This is a genomic window from Streptomyces sp. NPDC051172 (assembly GCF_040682555.1).
In the GTDB taxonomy this organism is placed as follows: Bacteria; Actinomycetota; Actinomycetes; order Streptomycetales; family Streptomycetaceae; genus Streptomyces.
Map to the genome: position 1 here is coordinate 1 of NZ_JBFBBE010000069.1, position 22,528 is coordinate 22,528.

General features: G+C 67.2%; 17 protein-coding genes. 1 reads left to right on the plus strand and 16 read right to left on the minus strand.

Translation table 11 applies throughout. The features are described from left to right. Positions 1–370 precede the first annotated feature (370 nt). Positions 371–1,114, plus strand: a complete 744-nt coding sequence (locus AB0N07_RS32680) for a methyltransferase (RefSeq protein WP_365841262.1) — start codon at positions 371–373, stop codon at positions 1,112–1,114. On the opposite strand, the gene AB0N07_RS32685 is transcribed toward AB0N07_RS32680, so the two are convergent. From AB0N07_RS32685 to AB0N07_RS32760, 16 genes are all read right to left on the minus strand, one after another. After that, positions 1,081–2,484 (minus strand): condensation domain-containing protein, encoded by a 1,404-nt coding sequence (locus AB0N07_RS32685; RefSeq protein WP_365841264.1) that lies wholly within the window; start codon positions 2,482–2,484, stop codon positions 1,081–1,083. The genes AB0N07_RS32680 and AB0N07_RS32685 overlap by 34 nt on opposite strands. Then, the gene (locus AB0N07_RS32690; RefSeq protein WP_365841266.1) at positions 2,474–4,228 is read right to left on the minus strand and encodes a non-ribosomal peptide synthetase; all 1,755 of its coding nucleotides are present in this window, start codon (positions 4,226–4,228) and stop codon (positions 2,474–2,476) included. Before AB0N07_RS32690 ends, AB0N07_RS32685 begins: the two co-directional genes overlap by 11 nt. 60 nt (positions 4,229–4,288) lie before the next feature. Then, the gene (locus AB0N07_RS32695; RefSeq protein WP_365841268.1) at positions 4,289–5,827 is read right to left on the minus strand and encodes an AMP-binding protein; all 1,539 of its coding nucleotides are present in this window, start codon (positions 5,825–5,827) and stop codon (positions 4,289–4,291) included. Beyond that, positions 5,824–6,060: an acyl carrier protein gene (locus AB0N07_RS32700; RefSeq protein ID WP_365841270.1), complete on the minus strand. Its 237-nt coding sequence runs from the start codon at positions 6,058–6,060 to the stop codon at positions 5,824–5,826. The genes AB0N07_RS32695 and AB0N07_RS32700 overlap by 4 nt, the downstream gene beginning before the upstream one ends. Beyond that, on the minus strand, positions 6,057–7,478 hold the full coding sequence (locus AB0N07_RS32705; protein ID WP_365841272.1) for a condensation domain-containing protein: 1,422 nt from the start codon (positions 7,476–7,478) through the stop codon (positions 6,057–6,059). The genes AB0N07_RS32700 and AB0N07_RS32705 overlap by 4 nt, the downstream gene beginning before the upstream one ends. Positions 7,479–7,516: 38 nt before the next feature. Then, complete coding sequence (locus AB0N07_RS32710; protein WP_365841274.1) at positions 7,517–8,830, minus strand: acyltransferase domain-containing protein; 1,314 nt, start codon at positions 8,828–8,830, stop codon at positions 7,517–7,519. Further along, positions 8,827–10,026 (minus strand): hypothetical protein, encoded by a 1,200-nt coding sequence (locus AB0N07_RS32715; protein ID WP_365841276.1) that lies wholly within the window; start codon positions 10,024–10,026, stop codon positions 8,827–8,829. Before AB0N07_RS32715 ends, AB0N07_RS32710 begins: the two co-directional genes overlap by 4 nt. Beyond that, positions 10,023–11,201: an acyl-CoA dehydrogenase family protein gene (locus tag AB0N07_RS32720; RefSeq protein ID WP_365841278.1), complete on the minus strand. Its 1,179-nt coding sequence runs from the start codon at positions 11,199–11,201 to the stop codon at positions 10,023–10,025. Before AB0N07_RS32720 ends, AB0N07_RS32715 begins: the two co-directional genes overlap by 4 nt. Beyond that, positions 11,186–11,455, minus strand: coding sequence for a phosphopantetheine-binding protein (locus AB0N07_RS32725; protein WP_365841280.1), 270 nt, complete (start codon positions 11,453–11,455; stop codon positions 11,186–11,188). The genes AB0N07_RS32720 and AB0N07_RS32725 overlap by 16 nt, the downstream gene beginning before the upstream one ends. After that, the gene (locus AB0N07_RS32730; protein WP_365841282.1) at positions 11,448–12,347 is read right to left on the minus strand and encodes a 3-hydroxyacyl-CoA dehydrogenase NAD-binding domain-containing protein; all 900 of its coding nucleotides are present in this window, start codon (positions 12,345–12,347) and stop codon (positions 11,448–11,450) included. The genes AB0N07_RS32725 and AB0N07_RS32730 overlap by 8 nt, the downstream gene beginning before the upstream one ends. Beyond that, the gene (locus AB0N07_RS32735; protein WP_365841284.1) at positions 12,335–13,114 is read right to left on the minus strand and encodes an alpha/beta fold hydrolase; all 780 of its coding nucleotides are present in this window, start codon (positions 13,112–13,114) and stop codon (positions 12,335–12,337) included. Before AB0N07_RS32735 ends, AB0N07_RS32730 begins: the two co-directional genes overlap by 13 nt. Continuing rightward, entirely contained in the window at positions 13,111–15,792 is a 2,682-nt protein-coding gene (locus tag AB0N07_RS32740) for a beta-ketoacyl synthase N-terminal-like domain-containing protein (protein WP_365841286.1), read from the minus strand. Before AB0N07_RS32740 ends, AB0N07_RS32735 begins: the two co-directional genes overlap by 4 nt. A 111-nt stretch (positions 15,793–15,903) precedes the next feature. Then, entirely contained in the window at positions 15,904–17,424 is a 1,521-nt protein-coding gene (locus AB0N07_RS32745) for an AMP-binding protein (protein ID WP_365841288.1), read from the minus strand. A 156-nt stretch (positions 17,425–17,580) separates the two neighbouring features. Next, positions 17,581–19,116, minus strand: a complete 1,536-nt coding sequence (locus tag AB0N07_RS32750) for a condensation domain-containing protein (protein WP_365841291.1) — start codon at positions 19,114–19,116, stop codon at positions 17,581–17,583. Positions 19,117–19,192: 76 nt separating this feature from the next. Next, complete coding sequence (locus AB0N07_RS32755; protein ID WP_365841293.1) at positions 19,193–19,924, minus strand: TIGR00730 family Rossman fold protein; 732 nt, start codon at positions 19,922–19,924, stop codon at positions 19,193–19,195. Further along, positions 19,921–22,506 carry an amino acid adenylation domain-containing protein gene (locus tag AB0N07_RS32760; protein WP_365841295.1) on the minus strand — a complete coding sequence of 862 codons (2,586 nt, stop codon included), beginning with the start codon at positions 22,504–22,506 and terminating at the stop codon, positions 19,921–19,923. The genes AB0N07_RS32755 and AB0N07_RS32760 overlap by 4 nt, the downstream gene beginning before the upstream one ends. Positions 22,507–22,528 lie beyond the last annotated feature (22 nt).

Below are 22,528 nucleotides of genomic sequence, written 5' to 3' on the forward strand. Positions count from 1 at the left end.
CCGCAAGCGCGTCCTCCTGGCCGGGTGACTGCACGGCGACCGGGGCGGGCCCGTGACCGTCCGTCAGCGCTGCACGGAAAGTGATCCAGAACCAATGTTTGCCCGCCATCGTCTGCCGTCAACGGCCGCGCATCCCGTGGAACCAGACAATCCGAAGCGCAGGGTGGCGCCGTTCCGACCGCGGCCCGCCTCGGCAGCGCCGCCATCGGATTTTGAAGAGTGCTCACTGTCCGGCAGATTGTTTTCAGCCGTCCGGCACCAGCCCTAGAACGCCGTTGACGGAGGGTTCAGTGGCGTGGATGATCCGTTGGAACCGCAGTGGAGCTCGTGACGCACGCCCGGCCAATTGTGAAATCCGACAGGAGTTTTCATGCTAAATGAGTTCGGTTACCACGTGGGGCAGTGGGACATCTCCCGTTTCCGGGAGCGTCCGCCGCAGGACTCTTTCACGGTCTTCGATCTCGAATGGCATCTGCTCCCCGACGTGTGGCCGGGGAACGCGATCGCCACGAAGCTCTTCACGTCCTGGCTGCCGTACGACGAGATCGACAGCTTCCTCGAAGTCGGCTGCGGTGCCGGCGTGACAGCCATCATCGCGGCGATGCGGGGTTGCTCACGGGTCTGTGCCCTCGACATCAATCCGGCGGCGGCCGAAACGGCCAGACTGAACGCAATGCGGCATGGTGTGAGCGACAAGGTCACCGCACTGACCAGCGATCTGTTCTCGGAGCTGGACGAGGACACCACGTTCGACCTGATCTACTGGAATTCACCTTTCGTCGAGGCGCCGGCCGGGCACGACTACCGAAGCCAGATCGACTACGCGGCCTTCGATTCCGACTACAAGGTGCATGGCGCGTTCTTCGCCGGCCTCGAACAGCACATGTCCAAGACCACGCGCGTCTTCCTGGGCTTCAGTGAGACCCTCGGAAATCCACAGCGCCTGCAGGCACTCGCCGCAGAATCGGGGTTCACGGCTTCCGTGTACCGCAAGGAGGAGATCGCCCTCCCGGCGGACTACGCGGGGCCTCGCGCCAGCGACGGCGAGGGCGGCGGCCCGACGTCCTTCGTCTACGTGCTCTACGAGTTCCGGCGCACCGCTCCCAACGCCTGAACGCACCCCTCGTCGCGCAGAACTGTCGCCGTTTCGCCCACGCTCAGGCCCGGACTCCCCAGTCTCAGCTGCGGTTCGGTGGTGCCTGCGGCGAGGATCGTACGGAACTGTTCGACGATCTCCCGTGCTGTCGCCGCCTCGAAGAGGTCGGTGTTGAATTCGAGGCGCCCTGAGCACCCCGTGTCCGAGCGGGTGAGGGTCAGGGAGAGGTCGACTTTGGCCGTCGCTGTGTCGCCGAACTCCCCACGCACCGCGCAGCCGGACAGCGTGAGGCCGCGCCCCGTGTCCTTCTTGGAAGCTATCTCCTGATAGCCCAGCATGAGTTGGAAGACGGGATTGAAGCCCGGGGCACGGGCGGGTTTCAACTCTTCCACGAGTAGGTCGAACGGCACCGCTTGGTGAGCCATCGCGCGGCGACTCTCGTCACGCGCCCGCTGCACGAGCTCCTCAAAGGTAGGCTGCCCCGACGTGTCGATGCGGTGGACGAGGATGTCCACAAACATGCCGATCATTCGGTAGTGGCTTTCGCGCTGCCGGGATGTGACCGGCACCCCGATCACCACATCAGCACCGCCGCCGCGCATCCGCACGAGAGCCGCGTACGTCGCGAGCAGCACGGCGAACGGCGTCGCCCTGCACGCCTTGGCGAACGCCACTGTCCGGTCGGTCACTGCCGGTTCGACAGCGAAGCGCACATTTCCGCCGATCATCCCCAGGATGGTCGGGCGCTCGCGGTCGGCAGGGAGGGTCGCAGGGGCTGGGAGCCCAGCGAGGTGGGTGCGCCAGTGCTCGACCAATTGCCCGGTCCTCATCTGCGTCATCCGGCTCGCCTGCCAGGCGGCGAAGTCGGCGTATTGCTCATGGAGGGGCAGAAGTCCTGATGGCTTCCGTTGCACTGCCGCCCGGTAGCAGACGGAGAGTTCGTGCTCCAGGATCTGTAGTGACTCTCCGTCGCAGGCAATGTGATGAACAGTCAGGCACAATAGATGCCGCTTGGGCGCGGTGCGTAGGAGTAACGCTCTGATGACCGGTCCTACTGTCAGGTCGAACGGTCGCCTGCCCTCCGCGTCAGCGTGGCGGTGTGCCTCGGCATCTGGGTCCGGGTGTCCCGAGACGTCCACGACGGTGACGTTCACCGTCTCGGCGGGACGGACGACCTGAAGCACGGTGCCCGCCCGCACTCGGTAGACGGTCCGCAGTACCTCGTGTCTACGGACCACCTTGGTCAGGGCGTGCTCGAGTGCCGCGACGTCCAGGTTGCCGTCGATGTGATAGATCAGGGGGATGGTGTAGACGGCCGATCCCGGGCGGAAACGATCGAGTATCCAGATCTTCCGCTGAGCGTGGGAGATCTCGCGGTCATCGCTCATGGGACACCTCGGCGGCCAGCCTGAGCACGGTCGGGTCGTACAGGAACGCCCCGAGGTCCACATCCGCGTCGAAGGTGTCGTTGACCCGGGAAACCAGCCGCATGGCGAGCAGCGAGTGCCCGCCGAGTGCGAAGAAGTCATCTCTCAGGCCGACGGAAGCAAGGCCCAGGATGTCGGCGGTGATGGCCGCGAGACGGCGTTCGCGGTCGGTGAGGGGGGCTTCGGCAGCGGCGTCGGGGGCGGGTACCGGCAGTCCCTGGAGGGCGAGACGGTCGATCTTTCCGGCGGCTGTAAGGGGAAGCTGGGAAGAAGCGAGGAATGCGGCTGGGAGCATCCACTCGGGCAGTACGCCAGCGAGGAACTCGCGCAGTCCGCCGGGGACACCGCCGGCGCCGGTGGGAACCACGTGGGCCACCAGGCGCCGGTCGCCGGTGGACTCATCCACGGTGACCGCCGCCTGCCGGATGCTGTGGTGGGTGGTGAGGACGGCTTCCACCTCACCGGGCTCGACGCGATAACCGCGGATCTTGACCTGGTTGTCAGCGCGGCCGACGAAGTCGAGGGTGCCGTCGGCACGGATGCTGACCAAGTCGCCGGTTCGGTACATCAAGGATCGGCCCTCGTCGGCGAAGGGATCGGGCAGGAAGCGCTCCAGTGTCTCGTCGGGACGCCCTGCGTAGCCTCTGCCGACTCCGGGGCCTCCGATGAAGAGTTCACCGGTGGCGCCGTTGGCCACCGGTTCGAGGTCCTTGTCGAGGACGTAACAGGAGGTATTCGCGACGGGTCCGCCGATGGGCACTGCCGTCGCGTCGGCGGGGACGGTGTCGATCGGCCCGCACACCGCGAAGACAGTCGCCTCAGTGGGTCCGTATCCGTTAACGAAGCGCCGGGGCCGGTCGGCCTGTGTGCCGGAGATGAGCTGGCGCGCCCGGGCGACGTTGAGCACGTCGCCGCCCACGACGAGGTTGCGCAGCCCTCCGAAGGTGTCGGGCTGGTCCGCCATTACCTCGGAGAACAGGGCCGAGGTGAGAATCAGGGTGGTGACGCGGTGCGTGCCGAGGGCCCGCTTCAGCTCGCCGGGGGCGAGGACCACCTCCCGGGGGAGGACGACCAGGGTGGCACCGTTGAGGAGGGCGCCCCAGACCTCGTAGGTGAAGGCGTCGAAGGACGGGTCAGCCACCTGTGCGATCCGCTCGTCGGAACTGAGCGTGGCCACACCACTGCCGCAAGCGAGCCACAGCACGGACCGGTGTTCGATCATCACGCCCTTGGGCCTGCCGGTGGATCCCGAGGTGAACATGACATAGGCGAGGGAGTGTGGATCGGACGCCCGTTCGATACTGCCGGCCGTGTCCGTGTCCGTGGCGACCGCGGCCTGGACGTCCTGCGCGCGCACGACGACGCTCGCGCCCGCGTCGGCCAGCATGCCCTCCTGACGGATGTGTGGATACCCGGGGTTGACGGGCACGTAGGCGCCCCCGGCCTTCAGGACGGCGAGGAGGGCAGTGATCATTTCGTGGCCGCTGTCGAGGAGAACTCCCACCCGAGTTTCTTCGCGGACGCCCCGCTCGCGCAGCACGTGAGCGAGCCGGTCAGAGCGTCGGTCAAGTTCCCGGTAGGTGATTGAGTGCGCGCCGTCTACGATGGCGACCTTGTCGGGGCGGGCCCGCGTCTGTTCGGCGAAGCGTTCGGGGATGGTCGACTCGGCGGGGTAGGGGGTCGTGGCGCCACGCAGCAGGCCCATGTCAGCTCCTCCATTACCTGGTTCAGGTGGCCGCACCGGCCCGGGTCGGCCGGGCGGGGGTCAGGGCGTCCGGGAACGCGCGGCTCGATCGGCGAGGGTCCGCAGCGCCTGCCGGTCGGTCTTGCCGTTGGCGTTGAGGGGCAGGGTCGCTAGGTGTAGGAAGCACCGCGGCACCAGATGGACCGGGAGCCACGCGCGCAGGGCGCGGACAAGATCGCGCGGCGGTACGGCTATCCCGGTGTAGCAGGCGACCAACTCGGCGATGTCGCCTCGGCGCACTGCGGTCACAACAGCGTCCTGGATCTGGGGCAGGCGACGCAGGGCCGCCTCCACCTCGCCTGGTTCGGCGCGCAGACCGCGGATCTTCACCTGTTCGTCGAGGCGTCCCAGGTGGACGAGTTGACCGCCCTCAAGGCCGACCCGGTCGCCAGTGCGGAAGAAGTGTTCGGGCCCCGGGCGTTCGCCGTTGGCAGGGCCGAGGAATCGTCCAGAATCGTCGCAGGGGTCCACGTAGCCGTCGAAGCGCTGTGGCCCGCGTACGCACAACTCGGAGCCGCCCGCATCGTGCAGCGACTCAAGATGGTCGAAGACCTGGCCGATGGGGACGGTGCCGTTGGAGGTGCAGGGCCAGTGTGCGGGATCGCGGGGCAGCCGGTAGGCAGCACAGGCGATGGCGACCTCGCTTGGGCCGTAGGCGTTGTCGATAAGGGAGTGGGGGGCGACGGCGTGCCAAGCGCGTGCCTGGTCGAGGGTGAACTGCTCGCCGCCGAAGACGCTGTAGCGCAGGGCCATGATCGATCCGGGTCGGGTGGCCTCGGCGGTCGGCCCGAGGGGCAGCTGGCCGAGTTGGGCACTGACGGAGATGGCGGAGGGTACGGAGAACCAGTGGGTCAGGGCCCGTCCCGCAGCGTAGTCGACGGGGCTGAACATTTCGCCGCGGCCGGGTACCACCAGGACGGCGCCGCCGCCCCAGGTGACGAAGAGGTCGTAGATGGATGGGTCGAAGGTCAGGTCGAAGGTGTGAGACATACGGCATTCCGGTGCGACCTCGTACCGGGTGATGCACTCGCGGACGAACGGCAGGACGTGTCGGTGCCGCAACGGCATGCCCTTGGGGCGTCCGGTGGTACCGGAGGTGAACAGAACGTAGGCGGTTGCGTCGGGGTCCGGGCGGTACGGCGGCAGCGTGCCGTTTGGTGCGGCGCCGAGGACGTCGTCGTCAGTCAGTGTGAGGACCGGAAGGCCGTTTGCCCACGCATGGTCCCTGCTGCGGATGGCGGCGTCGGCCACGACGACGTCCACGGCGGCCTGTGCCTGGATTCCGGCGAGCCGGTCGCCGGGGTGCTCGGGGTTGAGGGGCACGACAGCTGCACCGAGCCGGAGCGCGGCCAGATAGCCGGCGAAGGCGACCGTGCTGCGCGTGGCCAGCAGCCCGACGCGTGCGGCCGCTGGCCGCACTGATCTGATCCGCTGGGCGACGACATCGGCGGCTTGTCCAAGCTCGCGGTAGGTGAGGCTATGCTCGGGGAACTCGACGGCCGGTGCGTCCGGCCTGCGCTCGGCAGTATCGGCGAACACCTCGTACAGGGTGCTGCTCACTGGTCATCCGAGAGGAGATCCGCCTGGGCACGCACGGTCGGATGCTGGAAGAGGTCCACGACGGGCAGGGGGCGCCCGATATCGTCCCCGAGTCGTTCGGCGAGCATCACCAGGAGCAGCGAGTTGCCGCCGACGTCGAAGAAGCCGACGTCGATCGGTACGTCGGCGGGGTCGACCGCCAAGGTCTCGGCCCAGGCGTCGCGCACTGCGCGCAGGGCGTCGTCCTCCGTCATCGTTCCCCCTGTGCGGCTATCAAGGCGGTGAGGCACTGGTGAGGGTCAGCGGCCACGGCGACCAGGAAGTCTTCGTAGCGTCGGGCCGCGCGCACGATGGTCTCGGCGTCGAACAGCTCCTGGTCGTACTCCCAGACGAGCTCGATGTCCCTATCGGTGTTCTCGCCCTTGCCGATCGACTGCTCGGCTCGGGGGATCGCGACGACGCTGAGGTCGAACTTGGCGCTGCCGTTGGTGACGCCGACGGTCACCGCGACATCGAGTCCCGGCATCCGCACGGCGCCCAGTGGCGAGTCGTGGAATGCGAACGCGACCTCAGATAGGGGTTGTCGGCCCGGGATACGTGGCGGACGTAGCGCGGCGACCACCTGGTCGAAGGGGAGTTCCTGGTGCTGGACCGCGCCGAGTGTGGTCGCGCGAACGCGTGTGAGAAGGTTCTGGAAAGTGGGAGAGTCGCGGAGATCCGCGCGGAGCACGACGGTGTTCACGAGCATGCCGAGAAGGCTCTCCGTCTCGGGGCGGCTGCGGCCCGCGATGCCGGTCGCGAGATGGAAGTCGTCCTTGCCAGACCAGGCGTGCAGCAGGAGTTGGAAGGCAGCGAGCATCACCGTGAACAGGGAGACACGTTCGCGCCGGGCAAGGGCACGGATCTGGTTCGCAACACGGGCCGGGACGGTGACGCGGAGGGTGTCGCCGATGAACCGGCGACGCGCGCTGCGCGGCCGGTCGGTAGGCAGATCGAAATAGGGTGCTACACCGTCGAGTTGGTGCGCCCAATATGCCAACTGCCGCTCGGCGTCGGCCGACTGAAGCCATTCGTGCTGCCAGACAGCGTAGTCGGCGAACTGAATCGCGGGTTCGGGCAGTGGTGACGGCAGGCCCTGTGCATAGGCCCCGTACAGGGAGCAGAGTTCCTCGATGAAGACGTTGAAGCCCCAGCCATCGTGGATCAAGTGGTGTTCGAGGTGGAGCAGGATATGCCGGTCGGGCCCAGTTCGCAGTAGCCGCCAGTTGACCAGCGGAAGCCGGTCGAAGGGGATATCGACGCGAACGGCCTCGCGCACCGCCGCGCGGGCAGCCTTCTCGGGATCAGCAGCGTCGCGCAGGTCATGGACGGGCAGCTCGACGGGGAACGGCGGATGGACGACTTGCTGCGGCCCCTCGCGGCTGTCCTCGAAGGTCGTGCGGTACACCTCGTGGCGCCTGACCACCTCGGTGAGTGCTTCGGTGAGGGCGGTTGTGTCGAGCGTTCCCGTGAGTTCGAGGGTTGCCTGGAACTGATAGGCACGCATACCCCGATTGAGGTGCAGCAGGAACCACAGTCGCTCCTGCGAGCACGACAGAGGAATGGAATCCGGCCGGGGGCCGGCGCGGAACGCGGGCGCTGTTCTGCTGGTGCGGATGTTCCGATCGCTCACTGTGCGTACTCCTTCTGCTTCCAGCTGTCCGATGCGTTTCACTCCCATCGCACAGCAGTCCAGTCGATCTCGACTCCAGCGGCCCACAGGCGGCTTGCCGCGCCGAGCAGCAGTTCACGATCAGTACGGCTCTCGAAACGGCCCGGCATCGTCTGTACCACGCGGGCGGCGGCGTCCTCGGGGCGTCCCGGATGGGCGAGTGCGAAGCGGGAGAGCGCCTGGCCCGGGCCCAGTTCGATCAGCATCGGATCGGGCAGCCGCCAGACCTCCGTCAGTTGGCCGGAGAACCGAATGGTGCGGCTCAGTTGCCGGGCCCAGTAGCCGGGATCGGTCGCTTCGTCGTCGCGCAGCCAGGTGCCGGTGACACTGGAGAGTAAAGGCAGGCGGGGGGCCGAGATTGCCATCGTCGTGAGGAGGGCTTCGAGGGGCTCGGCCACTGGCAGGGTCATCGTGGAGTGGAAGGCGTGGGTCGTCGCGAGGCGGCGGCAGGCAACGCCGTGTGCGGCGAGGATCTGCGCGCTCTCCTGGATGGCCTCGACGGGACCGGAGAGCACGGTCTGTTCCGGGCTGTTGAGAGCGGCGATCGACACCCTGGGCACGAGGTGCTTGGCGACCTCGTCGGCTCCGGCTGCAACGGCGAGCATCGCGCCCTGCGGCAGCGCTTCCACGAGCCGGGCGCGACTTGCGACCAGGTGCAACGCGTCCTGAAGGGAGAACACCCCGGCGACGCAGGCGGCGACGTACTCACCGACGCTGTACCCGGCCAGGGCGGTTGGCTCGGCTCCGAAGTCCGACAACGCCTTCGCCAGCGCGTACTGCATCGCGAAGAGCAGCGGCTGGGCGACGACGGTGCGATCGATCCCCTGGGTCTTCTCGCGCTGGCCCAAGAGGGCCGCGAGGTCGGGCCGTGCGCCAGCGGCCGCCGTGTCGGCTTCCGGTGGGAAGAGCACCGGGCGCAGGTCAAGGTCGTGGTCGGTGGCGAGCAGACGCAGGCAGTCGTCGAGTGCACGGTGGAAGGCGGGCACACACCTGTACAGGCCGGCACCCAGGCCCGGGTAGTGGTCGCCGACCCCGGAGAACAGGAAGACGCGGGAGGCACAGACTCCGGGGCCCGCGGTGAAGACGCGGCGGGGGTCGCGTCGGCGCAACCACCGTGCTGCGTCGGCCGCCGAGGTAGCGACGAGCACGCGGCGTATGGCTCCTGGGGGCGCCGTGGCCTCGGGAAGGGTTGATGCCGGGACCACGGCGCCTTCGTCCAGGGAAAGGAGCTGGTCGGCGAGCGCGTCGCTGGCTAGCTCAAGAGCGTCCGGTGTCGGTGCGCTGAGCGTCAGCAGTCGAAGGGGTCCGCTCATCGGTCCACCGCCCTGCGCACGTGGGCGGGCCAGAGCGCGGGGCTGACGCCGTGCCGGCAGAGGAAGGCGTAGGCGAGGCGTTCGAGGCCGAAACCGGCGCAGCCGGTGAATACGGGCCGCTCGCCCTCAACACGGATGTCGAACGACTTCCCGAAGAACTGTTCATGGTAGTTGAAAGAGGCGACGGCTACATCCCGCTCGTCCTCCAGGGGCAGCCGGAGCTCGTACTTCATCTCCAGGAGTCGCTGGGACCAGGCGCGGACGGCTGCGGCCCTGTTGAGGAAGAACAGGTCGCCAGCGACCTCGCACCGGCCGCTGAGTCCGAGCGACTCTGTGAAGGCGAAGGCGAGTTCCATCAGCCGGGAGCGGGAGGTGAGGACGAAGTCAGGGCTGCCGAGGAAGACGACCTCGCGGATGGTGAAATCCCAGAGCCGTTCGAGGGAGCGGCGGTAGCGGGACTCGTATCGGAACGCCTTGCCACGAGAGGTCACCACCGTGTTCCGTGCGGGAGGCGGGCCGTCGGCGTACTGGTGATAGGTGTGGAAGCACATGGTGGGCGGCAGGACGTGGTCAGTGTCGCCGGTGTGATCGCGCAAGGCAGCCGCGAGATCGCCGTCCTTGTCCTCGCTACCCCCGGTCAGCGTGTCCAAGAACGCACCGTACGAGTCGACGTCGCCGTGCAACCGCGATACCAGCATCAGTAGTTGCGGGAAGGACTCGAAGTAGCCAGTGCGGCGCAGCGCGAGGGCGGACATCAGGGTCGGGTAACGGAACTCGTGGGCTTCGAATTCGTCGAGAACGAGGGCGCGTATCTCGGCGTCGAGGTAGTCCATAAGGGACAGAACGGGTTCGCCGAGCGCGATCTGCCCCTCGCCCAGCTCCGCGGCGATGCCTCGCGTCAGGAGTTCGGGAAAGACGTCCCGGACCGCACCCTCTTCCGCTGAGCGCCAAACCACCTTGGGCACGACCTGACGTTGGTTCAGGACATCGTTGCGGACGACCAGGCGCAGCTTTCGGGTGAGCGCGTCGAGATCGGTCGCGTCCGGGTCCTGTGTAGTGACGTCGACCGCAGTGACCGTGTCCCCAGAGCGGATCAGGGTGAAGTCGGTGATCTGGTCGGAGATGAAGTAGATCCGCTTGGCCAGTTCGTCGGCGAGCGCGGCGGGGACCAACGCGTCGAGCTCTATCAGGGTCATCGCGGCCCTCCGGTCGACAATGCGCCGCGCACACCTATGAGTTCGCCGAGGATGCCACGTTGCACGGCATTGGTTCCGGCGTAGATGGGCCCTGCGAGCGCGTCGCGCAGTTCCCGCTCGAAGCCCTCATCGGTCAGGTAGCCGCGGGCGCCGTGTACCTCGACGGCCGCCATGGCGGTTTGCACCAGGCTCTCGCTGACGAAGATCTTGGCCATGGTGGCTTCCAGGAGCGCGAGCCTGCCCTCACGCTTCAGCCAGCCGACCCGGTAGAGGAGCATCCGTGCCAGTTCGAGACGGATCTTCATGTCGGCAATCTGATGAGAGACGGCCTGGAAGTTGCCGATCGAACGTCCGAACTGCTCACGCGAGTTGGCGTGCCGAACGGACGCGTCGAGGAGTCGCTCCATGGCGCCGACCTGCGGCGCGAACGTAAAGGAACGCTCCCACTCGATGGACGAGGTGAAGACGCCGTAACCGCCGCCTTCCCGGCCGAGGACGTTGGCGGCGGGCACCGGCGTCCCGTCGAACTCGATCACGCCCATGGGGGCTGATCGCAGGCCCATCTTCGACAGCTCGGCCTTCTTGATAAAGCCGGGCATGTCGGCGGTGACGACGAACGCAGTGAGCTGGTTCTGCTTTCTGCCCTCATCGCCGGTGCGGGCGAGTACGACGAAGACGTCGGCCACCGGGCCGTTGCTGATAAAGCACTTAGTACCGTCAAGCCGGTATACGTCGGCATCGCGGCGCGCCGCGGTCGTCATCCCCAGCAGGTCGGAGCCGGCCTCGGGTTCGGAGAGGGCCTGGGCGCCTATCAGAGTCCCGGCGCACAGGGATGGCAGGTACGCGCGCTTCACCTCGTCGCTGCCGTGAAGGAGCAGATGAATGGTGCAGGCCCACAGGTGATTGTTGACGGCGAAGACGAGGCCGTTGTCCCGACATCCGTAGCCGAGTGCCTCCAGTGCGATCATCGTCGTCAGCGGGTCGAGGCCCACGCCGCCATACTCCTCGGGTACAGGCCAGCCGAGCACCCCGAACGAGGCGCATCGCTCCCAGTCGGCGCGTGGAAAATGGGCATCGCGGTCGTCGGCCAAGGTCTCCTTACCGAGCTCCCGCTCAGCGAAGGCGATGACGTCTTGACGTAACTTGCGCTGCTCGGAGTCTAGTTCGAAGTCCATGTCCCACCTCTGAAGGCGGCGCGTTTGCTATGTACGAAGGCCGCTACTGCATCGATCGACGAAAAGTTCGCGAAATCCAGGTCTTCGTCGCTCACCACCAGGTCAAAGGTCTGCTCGACCCACAAGACGAGCTGGATGGCGAAGAGTGAAGTCGCGTATCCGCTCGCGAACAGGTCCACGTCGTCGTCCACGGGCTCCTCGCCGACGTGCGAGCCGATGAACGCGCGGATCAGACGCTTGTCGTCCTCACTCATACCGTCGATCTCCCGACTCCTGGGTGTCGTCGTTGCGGTGGGTGTCGTCGTAGTGGTGGAAGCCCTGGCCCGTCTTTCTGCCGAGGATGCCCGCATCGACCAGCTTGCGTAGCAGCGGGCACGGCCGGTACTTGGGGTCGTCGAAGCTGTCGCAGAGGACGTCGAGTGAGAACAGCACCGTATCGAGGCCGATGAGGTCGGCGGTCTCCAGCGGCCCCATGGTGTGCCCGAAGCACTCCTTGAACAGGCGGTCAATCTCGGCGGCGCCGGAGACGCCTTCGTGGAGCAGAAAGATCGCCTCGTTGAGCGTGAGCATCAGGACTCGGTTGGTCACGAAGCCCGGTGAGTCTTTGACCACGATGTGACGTTTGCCCGTGCGATCCAGGAGGCCCTGGATGAGCGCCAGAGTCTCATCGGACGTGTGGTGGCCGCGGATCAGTTCGACGGTGGGTTTGGTGGGTGCCGGGTTCATGAAGTGCGTACCGATCACCCGGTCGGGCCGCCCGGTGGCGGAGGCGACCCGGGTGATGGGGATCGCGGAGGTGTTCACGCCGAATGGCACGCCGGGGGCGCACAGGAAATCAAGTTTGCCGTAGAGAGAGCGCTTGAGATCCCAATTCTCGATGGTGTTCTCGAAGAGGAAGTCGACCTGTCTGACCTCTGTGAGATCCGTGGTGAACGCTATCCGGCCCACGACCTCCTCCGGTACCCGGGTCGGTGCCCCGGGCCGCAGCAGCCGGGCGAAGCGAACCTCCCGGCCGATCTCTGCTCGCGCGGATTCGAGAATTTGGTCCGCGACGTCCACCAGAACGACCTGGTGCCCCTGCTCGGCGAAAAGCTGCGCGACTCCACGGCCCATGGTGCCGGCGCCCACAACCCCTATCCGCTCCACTCCGGGCCTCCTTTCGTCTCGTCGGGAAGTTCTCGGGAACGCGTCAGGACGGTCTCCCGGATGACGCTCATGGCTGCGGTCCGGCTCTTGCGAAAGTAGAAGTGACCACCCGCCACGAGCCGGATGTCAATGGGGCCTGTGGTGTGCCGGGACCAAGCCGCGAGGGTGTCGGCGCCCGGCTCGTCCGTCCCGGCGACCGCAGTGACCGGGCAGGACAGTGAGGCGTCAGGGGTGGGCCGGTATCTGTCCAGGAGCGCGAAGTCTGAGCGGAAACTGTTGAGGGCGTCGGCGCGTAGGTCCGGGTGACCGCGTAGATGGTGCAGGGGCTCGCCCCAGCGTCGCTCGATCTCGCGTAGGAGCGCCTCGTCGGGCAGCAGGTGGAGGGGTTCACTGAGCGGCGGCAGTGGTGGCGCCGGACACGAGGAGACGATCAGGCGGTCGGGGCCCCGCCGACCGCAGCGACGCAGCTCCCTTGCCGTCTCGAAGGCGAGCAGCGCGCCGAGGCTGTGTCCGAAGAGGACGAACGGCCCGTCACTGTCGAAGGGGACGGCAGTCACCAAAGCGTCTACCAGCGGCCCGATGCGGGTGAAGGGCGGTTCGGCCCGGCGGGTGGTGCGGCCGGGCAGATGGATTCCCCAGACCTGAATGTCCGGCAGGTCGTCGCCCCAGCGGACATACTCTCCCGCCGATCCGCCGGCGTGTGGGAAGCAGAACAAGGAGGAGAGAGCGTCCGGTCGGCGGTGCCGACGTACTGTCCAGCCGCTCATCGGGTGCTCTGTCCGGTCAGGCGCTCTGCCATGAGGGCAGCGAGCTGCTGGGCGGTCGGCGCTTGAAAAAGGGCACCGGGCGTCAGTTCGACTCGGAAGACTTCGCGGGCCCGCGCCACGAACCTGGCGGCGATGAGGGAGTCACCGCCGAGGTCGAAGAAGCTCTCGTCCGGCTCCACGTAGGGCAGTTCGAGGATCTCCGCGAAGAGAGCGGCCACGCGGTCCACGTTGTCGCTGTCTCCTGCCGGGGCTGATGCCGGTGCCAGCCGCGACGGCGCGCTGGGAGACGGGCCGGTCGGTCGCACGAAGGTGGGTGCGGGTTCCTCTGTCGCCACCGTGTAGCGCTGTCTCTCGAAGGGATAGGCCGGGAGGGCGAGGCGCTCGGGGGCGGCATCGTGTAGTGCCGACCAATCGATGCGGGCGCCCGCGAGCCATAGGCGTCCGACGGCGTCGAGCACGGCCTGTTCGTCGGTGTCGGTCCGTTCGGCGTGCAGATCGAGGGTGATGCCCCTCGGGCCGCGAGCGCCGGTTTCGCCCACCGCCACGCACGAGTCCTGAACGTCCGTTGAGATCTCCGACTCTTCCAAGAGTTCGACCCAGTGAATCGGTTCGACTGCCTCCTTCGCCGTGAGCCGCCGCGCCTGCCTACCGCCTATCGCGACCCAGAGAGGGAGTACGGGTACCCGGGGGTCGGCCCGCCGGACCGACTCCAGCCACGCGGCCTGCTCGTCCTTGGAATCCGCAGGTCCACGCTCCGCCAGTTCCGCCGCCAGCCGTCCTGCCTCCGCCGCCCCGAATACTCCGGCCACCACGGCGGCGGCCAGAGCTCCGGCCGCACCCTCGCCCATGACCGACGCGGGCACGACACCGCGCCGCTGCCACAGACGGGCGAGCGCGTAGCGAATGGCGAACGTGACCGTCCACGTCGTCGCAGACCCAGCGAAGACGTCGCTCAGGCCGCACGCGCCCACGGCGCTCCGGAAGGTCGACTCGGAGGCGTATAACCGGGCCGCGGCATCCCGCTCCCGCACCATGTTGGCGCTGGTCACCGGCGTGCACCGAAAAATTACCGGCCCGGGCGCGGTGCCGGTGGAGTCGCCAGCGGCGCCGACGAGCCGTTCGGGTACCTCCCCGGAGAGCACCTGCAGGGCGTCATGAACACCGTGCACGACCGCGAACCGCCGCCGCGCATGCTCCATACGGCCCGTCTGGAGCGTCCAGGCCAGACCCGCGACCGACGTCCCTGGGCGGTCCCGCAGATGCGCGGCGAGGCGGACGACGGTCTGCTCCAGCGCGGTGGGGGATTTCGCGGAGAGTGGGAGGATGTGCCAGGAGCGGCCTGACGCCGGCGAGGTCTCCCGGGCGGGCGGCTGCTCCAGGACGACGTGTGCGTTGGTGCCGCCGAGGCTGAAAGAGCTGACTCCGGCGCGGCGCGGCATGCCCTGGGGTCGCCACTCCTGCGGCTGCGTGATGACGTGGAACGGGCCCGCCTCGAAGTCGATCTGCGGGTTGAGGGCGGTGACGTGCAAACTCGGCGGGAGCACACCGTGCTTGAGGGCCAGGACCGTCTTGATCAGCCCGGCTGCGCCGGCTGCGGCGTCAGTGTGCCCGATACCGGTCTTCACGGACCCGATTCCGCATGGGACACGGCGCTTGCCGCCGTGCCGGAACGCTTTGGTCAGTGCCGCGATCTCGACAGGGTCGCCCAGTGGCGTGCCAGTGCCGTGCGCTTCCACATAGGTGCAGGTGGATGGGGCGATGCCAGCGGCGTGGTGGGCCGCCTCGACTACGGCGGCCTGTCCTTCGACACCCGGCGCGGCGAAGCCCATGCGGTTGGCGCCATCGTTGTTGACCGCGCAGCCCAGGATAACCGCGTCGATCCGGTCGCGGTCGGTCAAGGCCCGGTCGAGGCGTTTCAGTGCAACAAGACCGACGCCGTCGGCTCCCACCGTTCCGCGAGCGTCAGCGGCGAACGCTCGGCAGACGCCGTCCGGTGCCTGGATGCCCGCCTCCGTCGCCTCGTCCGGAACGAAGGGAAAGCGCACGGTCACTCCTCCCGCGAGTGCCAGGTCGCAGTCGCCTGAGAGCACCCCCTGGACCGCGAGATGCACGGATACCAGAGAGGTCGCGCAACCCGCCTGAACTGCGACGGTGGGGCCGCGCAGGCCGAGCTTGTAGGCGACGCGGCTGCAGAGGAAGTCGGCTCCGTTGCCCATCCGGATCTCGTATGCCGATACCGTTGGCTGCCGCGCCTGTTGTGCGGTGAGGACATGTGCATAGACATTTTCGCTGCTACCTCCGTACACGCCGATATTTCCCGGGTGGCGGGCCGGGTCCACGCCCGCGTTCTCCAGGGCCTCTACCGCGCACTCCATGAAGACCCGGTGCTGCGGATTGACGAGACGGGCCTCACGCGGGGATATGCCGAAGTATTCAGCATCGAAGTGCTCGGGATCGTCGAGGAGTCCGCGAGCTGCGATGCCGCGCGGACCGGTCACACGGGTTATTGTGTCGCGTCCCTCTACCAGATTGCGCCAGAATTCTTCCGCGTTCCGGGCTCCGGGGAAACGGCAAGCCATACCGATGACGGCAACGGGAATGGTCCCGTCTGCCCGATTCGACTGGGAAAAATAGTCGGTCCGGTGCGCAGTGTCGGTGTTCCGGCCCCGAGTTTTCAATGACCGTCCAATCTATCGCTGGTGAGATCGACTGCAGTTAGGTCTTGAGCGCTTTTTGATTTCTTGGTCACGCATCGAACTTCCTTTCACTTTCGAGGTGCAGGAAGAACGTTATTTCCACGGCTGGGTCGTCAGTACGAGGCGGTCGGTTTTGCCGTTGGTGTTCTTCGGTAGGTCGTCCATGCAGCTGAAGTAACGCGGCACCATGTACTGGGGTAATTGGTCGCGCAGGGCTCGCACGAGTTCGGCTTCGGCGGTCGGGACGCCGGTGTACGCGGCGGCGAGATCCGTCTCTCCGTCGGCGGAGGTGATCGCGACCACCGCGGCTTCGCGTACCGCGGGATGCCGTCGCAGTGCGTACTCGATCTCGCCTGGCTCCACCCGGTAACCGCGTATCTTGATTTGGTTGTCGATGCGCCCGATGTGTACCAGCACGCCGTTCTCGACGCGGACCCGGTCACCTGTGCGGTACCAGTGGGCGTCGGCGAGGGGTGTGGAACCGTCGTACACAGAGATGGAGTCCCCGTCGGAGGTGGCGAAGCGGCCAATGTTGTGAGCGGGTTCCAGGTATCCGGCGAAACGCTGGGCCCCTCTCACCCATAGTTCGCCGTCGGTGCTTCGGCCGCCCCACTCGTCCACGATGATCGACTCCATGGACGGATGCACCTCGCCGATGGGCACCGTGCCGTTCGACGTCGTGGGCAGGGCAGCCGAGTCGGCTGGCACCCGGTAGTTGGCACAGCTGACGGTCAGTTCGGTCGGGCCGTACAGGTTGTCCAGGGTGGCGGAAGGAGCGGCCCGCTGCCAGGCCCTCGCCTGCCCCGTGGTCAGCTGGTCACCGCAGAACATACTGGCGCGCAGCCCCGGCATGCTGCCGGGCTCCAGCAGCTCCAGGCGTTGCGCGAAGGAGACCACGGCAGGGACGGAGAACCAGTGGGTGAGGCCACGACCGTTGACATAGTCAACGGGGGACATGAGGTCGTCGTAGCTGGGCGGAACGACAGTCGCTCCCGATGTCCAGGCCGCGAACAGATCGTAAACGGAGAGGTCGAAAGTCAGGTCGAAGTTCTGGGACAACCGGCAACCTGGGCCCAGTTCGTACCGCTCGACGATGTAATCAGCGTAGGCCAGCACGTTGCGGTGGTGAATCGGCACGCCCTTCGGCCTTCCGGTGGAGCCGGAGGTAAACATGGTGTAGGCAGTGTCGTCCAGCGCCACGTCAGGTGACTCGACCGGGCGATCCGGCAGTGCGGAGAGCTCCTGTTCCGTAACTCTCAGCCGGACGGCGGGCAAGTCTTGTCGCGGGGCGGTCTCGTCGCTGAGGACCAGTTCGACCTGGGCGGCTTCGATGATGGCCCGGTTACGCGTGGCCGGGAAGGCCGGGTTCAGTGGTACCACGGTCGCACCCAAGCGCAGTGTGGCGAGGTAGCCAAGGTAGGCCAGCCGGCTGCGGGAGGCGAGGAGCCCCACCCGCGCGGGCCTCCTGCCGAGTGAGTCGCGGATGACGGCGGCCAGTCGGTCGGCGCCCCGCCACATTTGGGCGTACGTCAGCGAGGAACCCTCGAGGTCCAGGGCGAGGCGGTCGGGGTTGCGTTCGGCGCTTTCGGTGAACTTCTCGTACAGCGAGGGCATGAGTCAGTTTCCTCCCCACGGTCTTCGGTCCGGCCCAGGCCGGCTTCCTCCTGGTGGTCCGCGTCCGGGGTGGCGTCATCGTCGGTTCGGACCGGACCCGGTGTGCCCGGCTGCTGAAGCCCCATCGCGGTGGCAGCGGATCGGCGACCGGTGCTCTCATGGACTCGTCCGTATCGCCGAAACGAGGTCGTGGACCGCGGTGGACGGTGCGGCGGCGACCGCTGAGACCATCGCGCTGTAGTCGGCGCCGAGCCGCGAAATGGTCTCACGCCGATAGAGAGCGGAGTCGTAGTCGATCCAGCCCTGCTGCATGCCTTCGGACCCGTCGAAGTGCAGTACCACGTCGAAACGGGAGTGTTCGGCAATGTCGAGGTTGATCGTGGCACGGGCGATGACGCCGTCGGACAGCGTGTAGCGCCGCCGACCGGACGGCTGCATGGCCATCATCACCTGCGCCAGCGGTTGGCGGTCGAGGGTCCGGCGTGGGACGAGCGCGTTCACGACGTCGGGGAAGGGAACGTCCTGGTGATCCTGTGCCTCCATGAGGCGTTGGTGCACGCTCCTGACGAACGTGGTGAAAGGCATGGATCCGGCGATCCGTTGGCGGATCACCACTGTGTTCACGAACATGCCCAGGGTGGACGCGTGGGCTGCGGAGGTCCTGCCGGAGACGGGGACGGCGACGCAGATGTCCTGCGCTCCCGCCCGCGACGACAAGAGCAGCATCAATATGGCGAGCCGGCCGGCGAACTCCGTGGCGCCCTCGGCCTGGGCCGCAGCTCTGAGCTTGTCCAGCAAGGCCCCTGAAAGGTCCATCGTGACCCGGCGCGCATCGAAGCTCTGGACGTTCGGCCGCGGCCGGTCCGGCGGTATCGTGACGGGGTCGGGCACGTCGGCGAGCCGAGCGGTCCAGAAGTCGAGGCCGGTGGCCGAGTACGTGGCCTTCGGTGCGACAGCTGACGGAGGGGGCGCGAGTCGACGGTGATCGATGCGGGCCGAGTACAGTTCGGCCAGTTCATCGAAGAGCAGATTCAGCGACCAGCCGTCGCAGGTCAGGTGATGGACGACCGTGATCAGCACATGCCGGTCGTCCGCTAGCCGGACCAGGGCGAAGCGCGGAACGCGCGGCCCGTCGGGGTCTGTCCGGGCGGAGAGTTCGCGCGCCCGCAACCCAGGAAGATTGTCTTCGGACGCTGCCACGTGATGGTTGATTTCCGGAAGCGCGTCGGCAACCACTTCCCTGCGGAATTCGTCCCCGTCGAACCAGAAGCGGGTACGCAGGGCGTCGTGGCGGGCCACGACGTCGCGCATCGCGCTCTCCAGAGCGAGTACGTTGAGTTTTCCTGAAAACTCCATTTCCACGGCGACCAGATGGGCCGAGGTCAGCCCCAGGGTCTGCTCAAGCAGCATCTGCCGTTCGGCGATCGAGAGCGCACCCGGTGCGGTGTCCTCACTGCCTTGGTCCGCCTCGATCTGGAGCGCGCCGATGAGCTCGCCGATAAGAGCGGTCACACTGGTGCTGCGGAGCACATTGGTGATCGGCACCCGAATGTGGCACTCCTTGACCAGGGTGGTGACCAACCTCAGAGCGGCGAGTGAATTGCCGCCCGCGCTCACGAAGCCCTCCCTGACATCAGCGCCCTCCGGGAGGGCCTGCAATACCAGGGTGCGGACAAGGCGTTCAGTCTCCATCAATTCCCTACCGCCCGTCGGTTACGAATCGGTGCTGTCGGCATGCTGCTGCCCCGGTCGATCAACGGATCGGTCGTCATGTCACACCGGACTCACAGCGGTCCGGGGAAAGCCCCGCCCCACAGCCGAGGAGACTCAGCGCGGTCTCCGCATCGTCGGTGCAGTGAATGCGGGAGCGCTCCACCGATGAGATGAAGCCTCCGTCGGCCCACTGGTCCAACAGCTCCAGCAGTGGGGCGAAGTGGCCGCCGATGTTGACTAGAACGATGGGCTTCGCCACCGGGCCCGGTTCGTTCACCATGGCCATCTCCAACAGCCGGCTCAGCGTTTCCATGCCTCCGGGGAGGAACGCGAAGGCATCACAAGTGCGGTGCAGGAGGTCAAAACGTTCGGCCTCTCCCCGCACTACGAAGATCTCCCCTCGGGCATCCTCGACGCTTTCACGCCGCTGAAGCGTGTACGGGACGATCCCGATCACTGCCCCGCCCCGGTCGAACACCGTGCCGGCCAACGTCCCCATGAGCCCGGCGCCGCTGGCGCCGTAGACGAGTACGGCTCCGCGGGCCGCCAGTGCGCTGCCGAAGGAGCGTGCGAGGTTCAGGTGCTCCTCCGCCGTCTCCCTTCCGGAACTGCCGAATACACCCACGTGCAGACCACGCCGCACTCTTGGGCGCCGCTTCGTCCTCTCAGCAGCCGTCGGGCCGGGCGGTCCCGGCGGCGTGCCGGGTGTCTGTGGGACCGCGCGTGCGCCCCAGCCTGCGACAATCCCCGGACTGTGTCCCGTGACGGGGTCCGTGCCGCCGTTCATGAGGACACCCTCTTGATGTTCTCCATCGGTTCCGCACCGGCTATGGCCGCCGCCATCTTCTCCACCGTCGGCGCTTCGAAGAGCACCTGCACAGAGAGGTCGACATTGAACCGTTTCTGGATCCGGAACATGAGCCGGACCGCTGACATTGAGTCTCCGCCGCGGGCGAAGAAGTCATCGTCCACGGCGACCTGCTCGATCGACAGGACGTCCCGCCACATGCTGCACACCGCCTCTTCGACCGGTCTGCGCTCATCGGCCTGCGTCGACCGGGGCCGTGCGTGGAATCCGTCGGGCCTGGGAAGTGCCGCTGCGTCCAGCTTGCCGTTGCTTGTCAGCGGCAGTGCGTCCAACGTCACGAACGCCCAGGGCACCGCGTAGGCGGGGAGCTTGGCTGCAACGGCTTCGCGTACCTCCGACTCCACCAGGGTTCCGGCGCGGGACGGTACTAGATAGGCCACCAACCGCCTGTCGTTAGGACGGGGCTCGTGGGTGACCACGCGCGCCTCCGCGACCTGGGGAAGAGCACCGAGCACCGACTCGACCTCACCCAACTCCACCCGGAAACCACGGATCTTTACCTGGTCGTCCGCGCGTCCCAGAAAGTAGAGCGAGCCGTCGTCCAGCAGCCGCGCCCGGTCTCCGGTGCGGTACAGGCGTGTTCCGGGCGACCCGAAGGGATTGGGAACGAACTTCTCCGCGGTGATGCCCGGTTGCCCGGCATACCCGCGTGCCAGGCCCGCCCCTCCTATGCACAGCTCACCGGTGACACCCATGGGTACCCACCGCAGTGACTCGTCGAGGACGTACAGGCTGGTGCCAGGCAGGGGGCGGCCGATGGGCACAAAGTCCTGTGGGGTTCTGCGCGTCATGGTGAACACGCTGCTGCCCACGGTGGCCTCGGTGGGGCCGTACTCGTTGATGACTCGCACATCCTCGTGCGGGCTGCACCAGCGTCCGGCTAGTTCAGTGGTCAGCGGCTCGCCTCCCACCACCAGGGTGCTGGTGAGCGCACGCATCTGCGCGTCGGACAACTGCTCCGTCACCAGGACTAGCTGACTGGGTGTGAGTTTGACAAAGGCATACGGCCCGCTGTCCGCGAGCGCAGCACCGAGACGCGCCAAGTCCAGGTCCGGGGGCAGGATGTGGAGCGCCCGTCCGGTGAGCAGCGGCGTGTACAGCACCGGCACCACCATGTCGAACGCCACGGATGACAGCAGCACAGTCCCGCCGACTTGGTGCTGTACGTAGTCCGATACGGCCCAGTGGAGGTAGTTGGCCAGTGCGCCGTGCGTGACCTGTACGCCCTTGGGCCTGCCCGTCGATCCGGACGTGTAGATCACATATGCCGCGTTGCCCGGTTCCACCGGGATGTCGAGGACGGCGACCGGCCGCTCGGTCCACCGATCCGCTTCACTGTCGAGACAGAGAGTCGGGCGGTCGTCGACAGGAACGTGCTGACGCAGTCGCTCCTCGGTGAGGACCGCTACGGCCGACACATCCTGTGCCGTGTACGCGATGCGTTCGGCAGGATGCTGCGGATCCAGCGGGACGTACGTGCCGCCGGCCGTGAGGACGGCGAGCAGCGCGACGATCAGGTCGGGTCCGCGGTCCAGACAGACCACAACGGCACTCTCCGGGCCTACCCCCTGTTCACGCAACCAGTGCGCCAGCTGACCGACCCGGATGGACAGTTCGCCGTATGTGAGCGTGCGCTTCCCGCAGACGACAGCTGGTGCGTCGGGATGCAGACGGGCCTGGCGCTCGACCAGCCGGTGGACCGGCTCCAGGCTTGCGCTCTGCGGGCCTGGCCTGGTGAGAACCTGTGTCACCTGGGCCAGTTCGTCGTCTGGAAGGATGTCCAGTTCACTCAGGCGGGTCCGCGGCTGCGTGCAGCAGCGGATCAACGCGGTTGTCAGCTGCCCGGCCAGACGCTCCATCCTCGGTGGGGTGAACACATCGGTCCGGTACACAAGACGTCCGGTGCACTGGTGCTCCTGGTCCTCCAGCTCCAGAAGGAGGTCGAAGCCTCTCGCCGAGCCGCGCGGCGCCTCTGGTACGGCATCGGTCTGCCATGCCAACAGCACCTCCACGGGATTCGGTACGGAACCGTCCGGCGTCTCCACGGCGCTGGTCCGCTCAGCGGGCACCTGATACCCAGCGGCCGTCCGGAGCCGCTCGCCGGTTCGCCGTACCAAGTCGCCGAACGTCGGATCGTCCGACAGATCCGATAGATCGGCCCGCACGTTCATGGGACTGTCGGCAACTGCAGCGACATCGTCCCGGTGCGGCGCAGCAGCCACCGTGATGTCGTGGGGCTCGTCGTACCTGTTCAGTACGGTCTGCAGCAGGGCCAAGTACACCGCGTGCGTGGGCACACCGTGCGCGGCGGCGACGGCCTGCACGGAGACGGTCTCCGCTGGTGTGATGACGAAGTGGTGCTCGTCCCGGCTCGCGCGGCCGCCCGATGCGCGAGGGCGATCGGCCGGGAGGCTCAGCCGGTGCCCGCCGGCCGGCGTCTCGCACCAGGGCCCGGGTGTGTCCGTCGGCTGATGGCGCGGCACCGGTTGCTGGGCGTCCATGGCGTCTCCTGTGTTGTAGGTC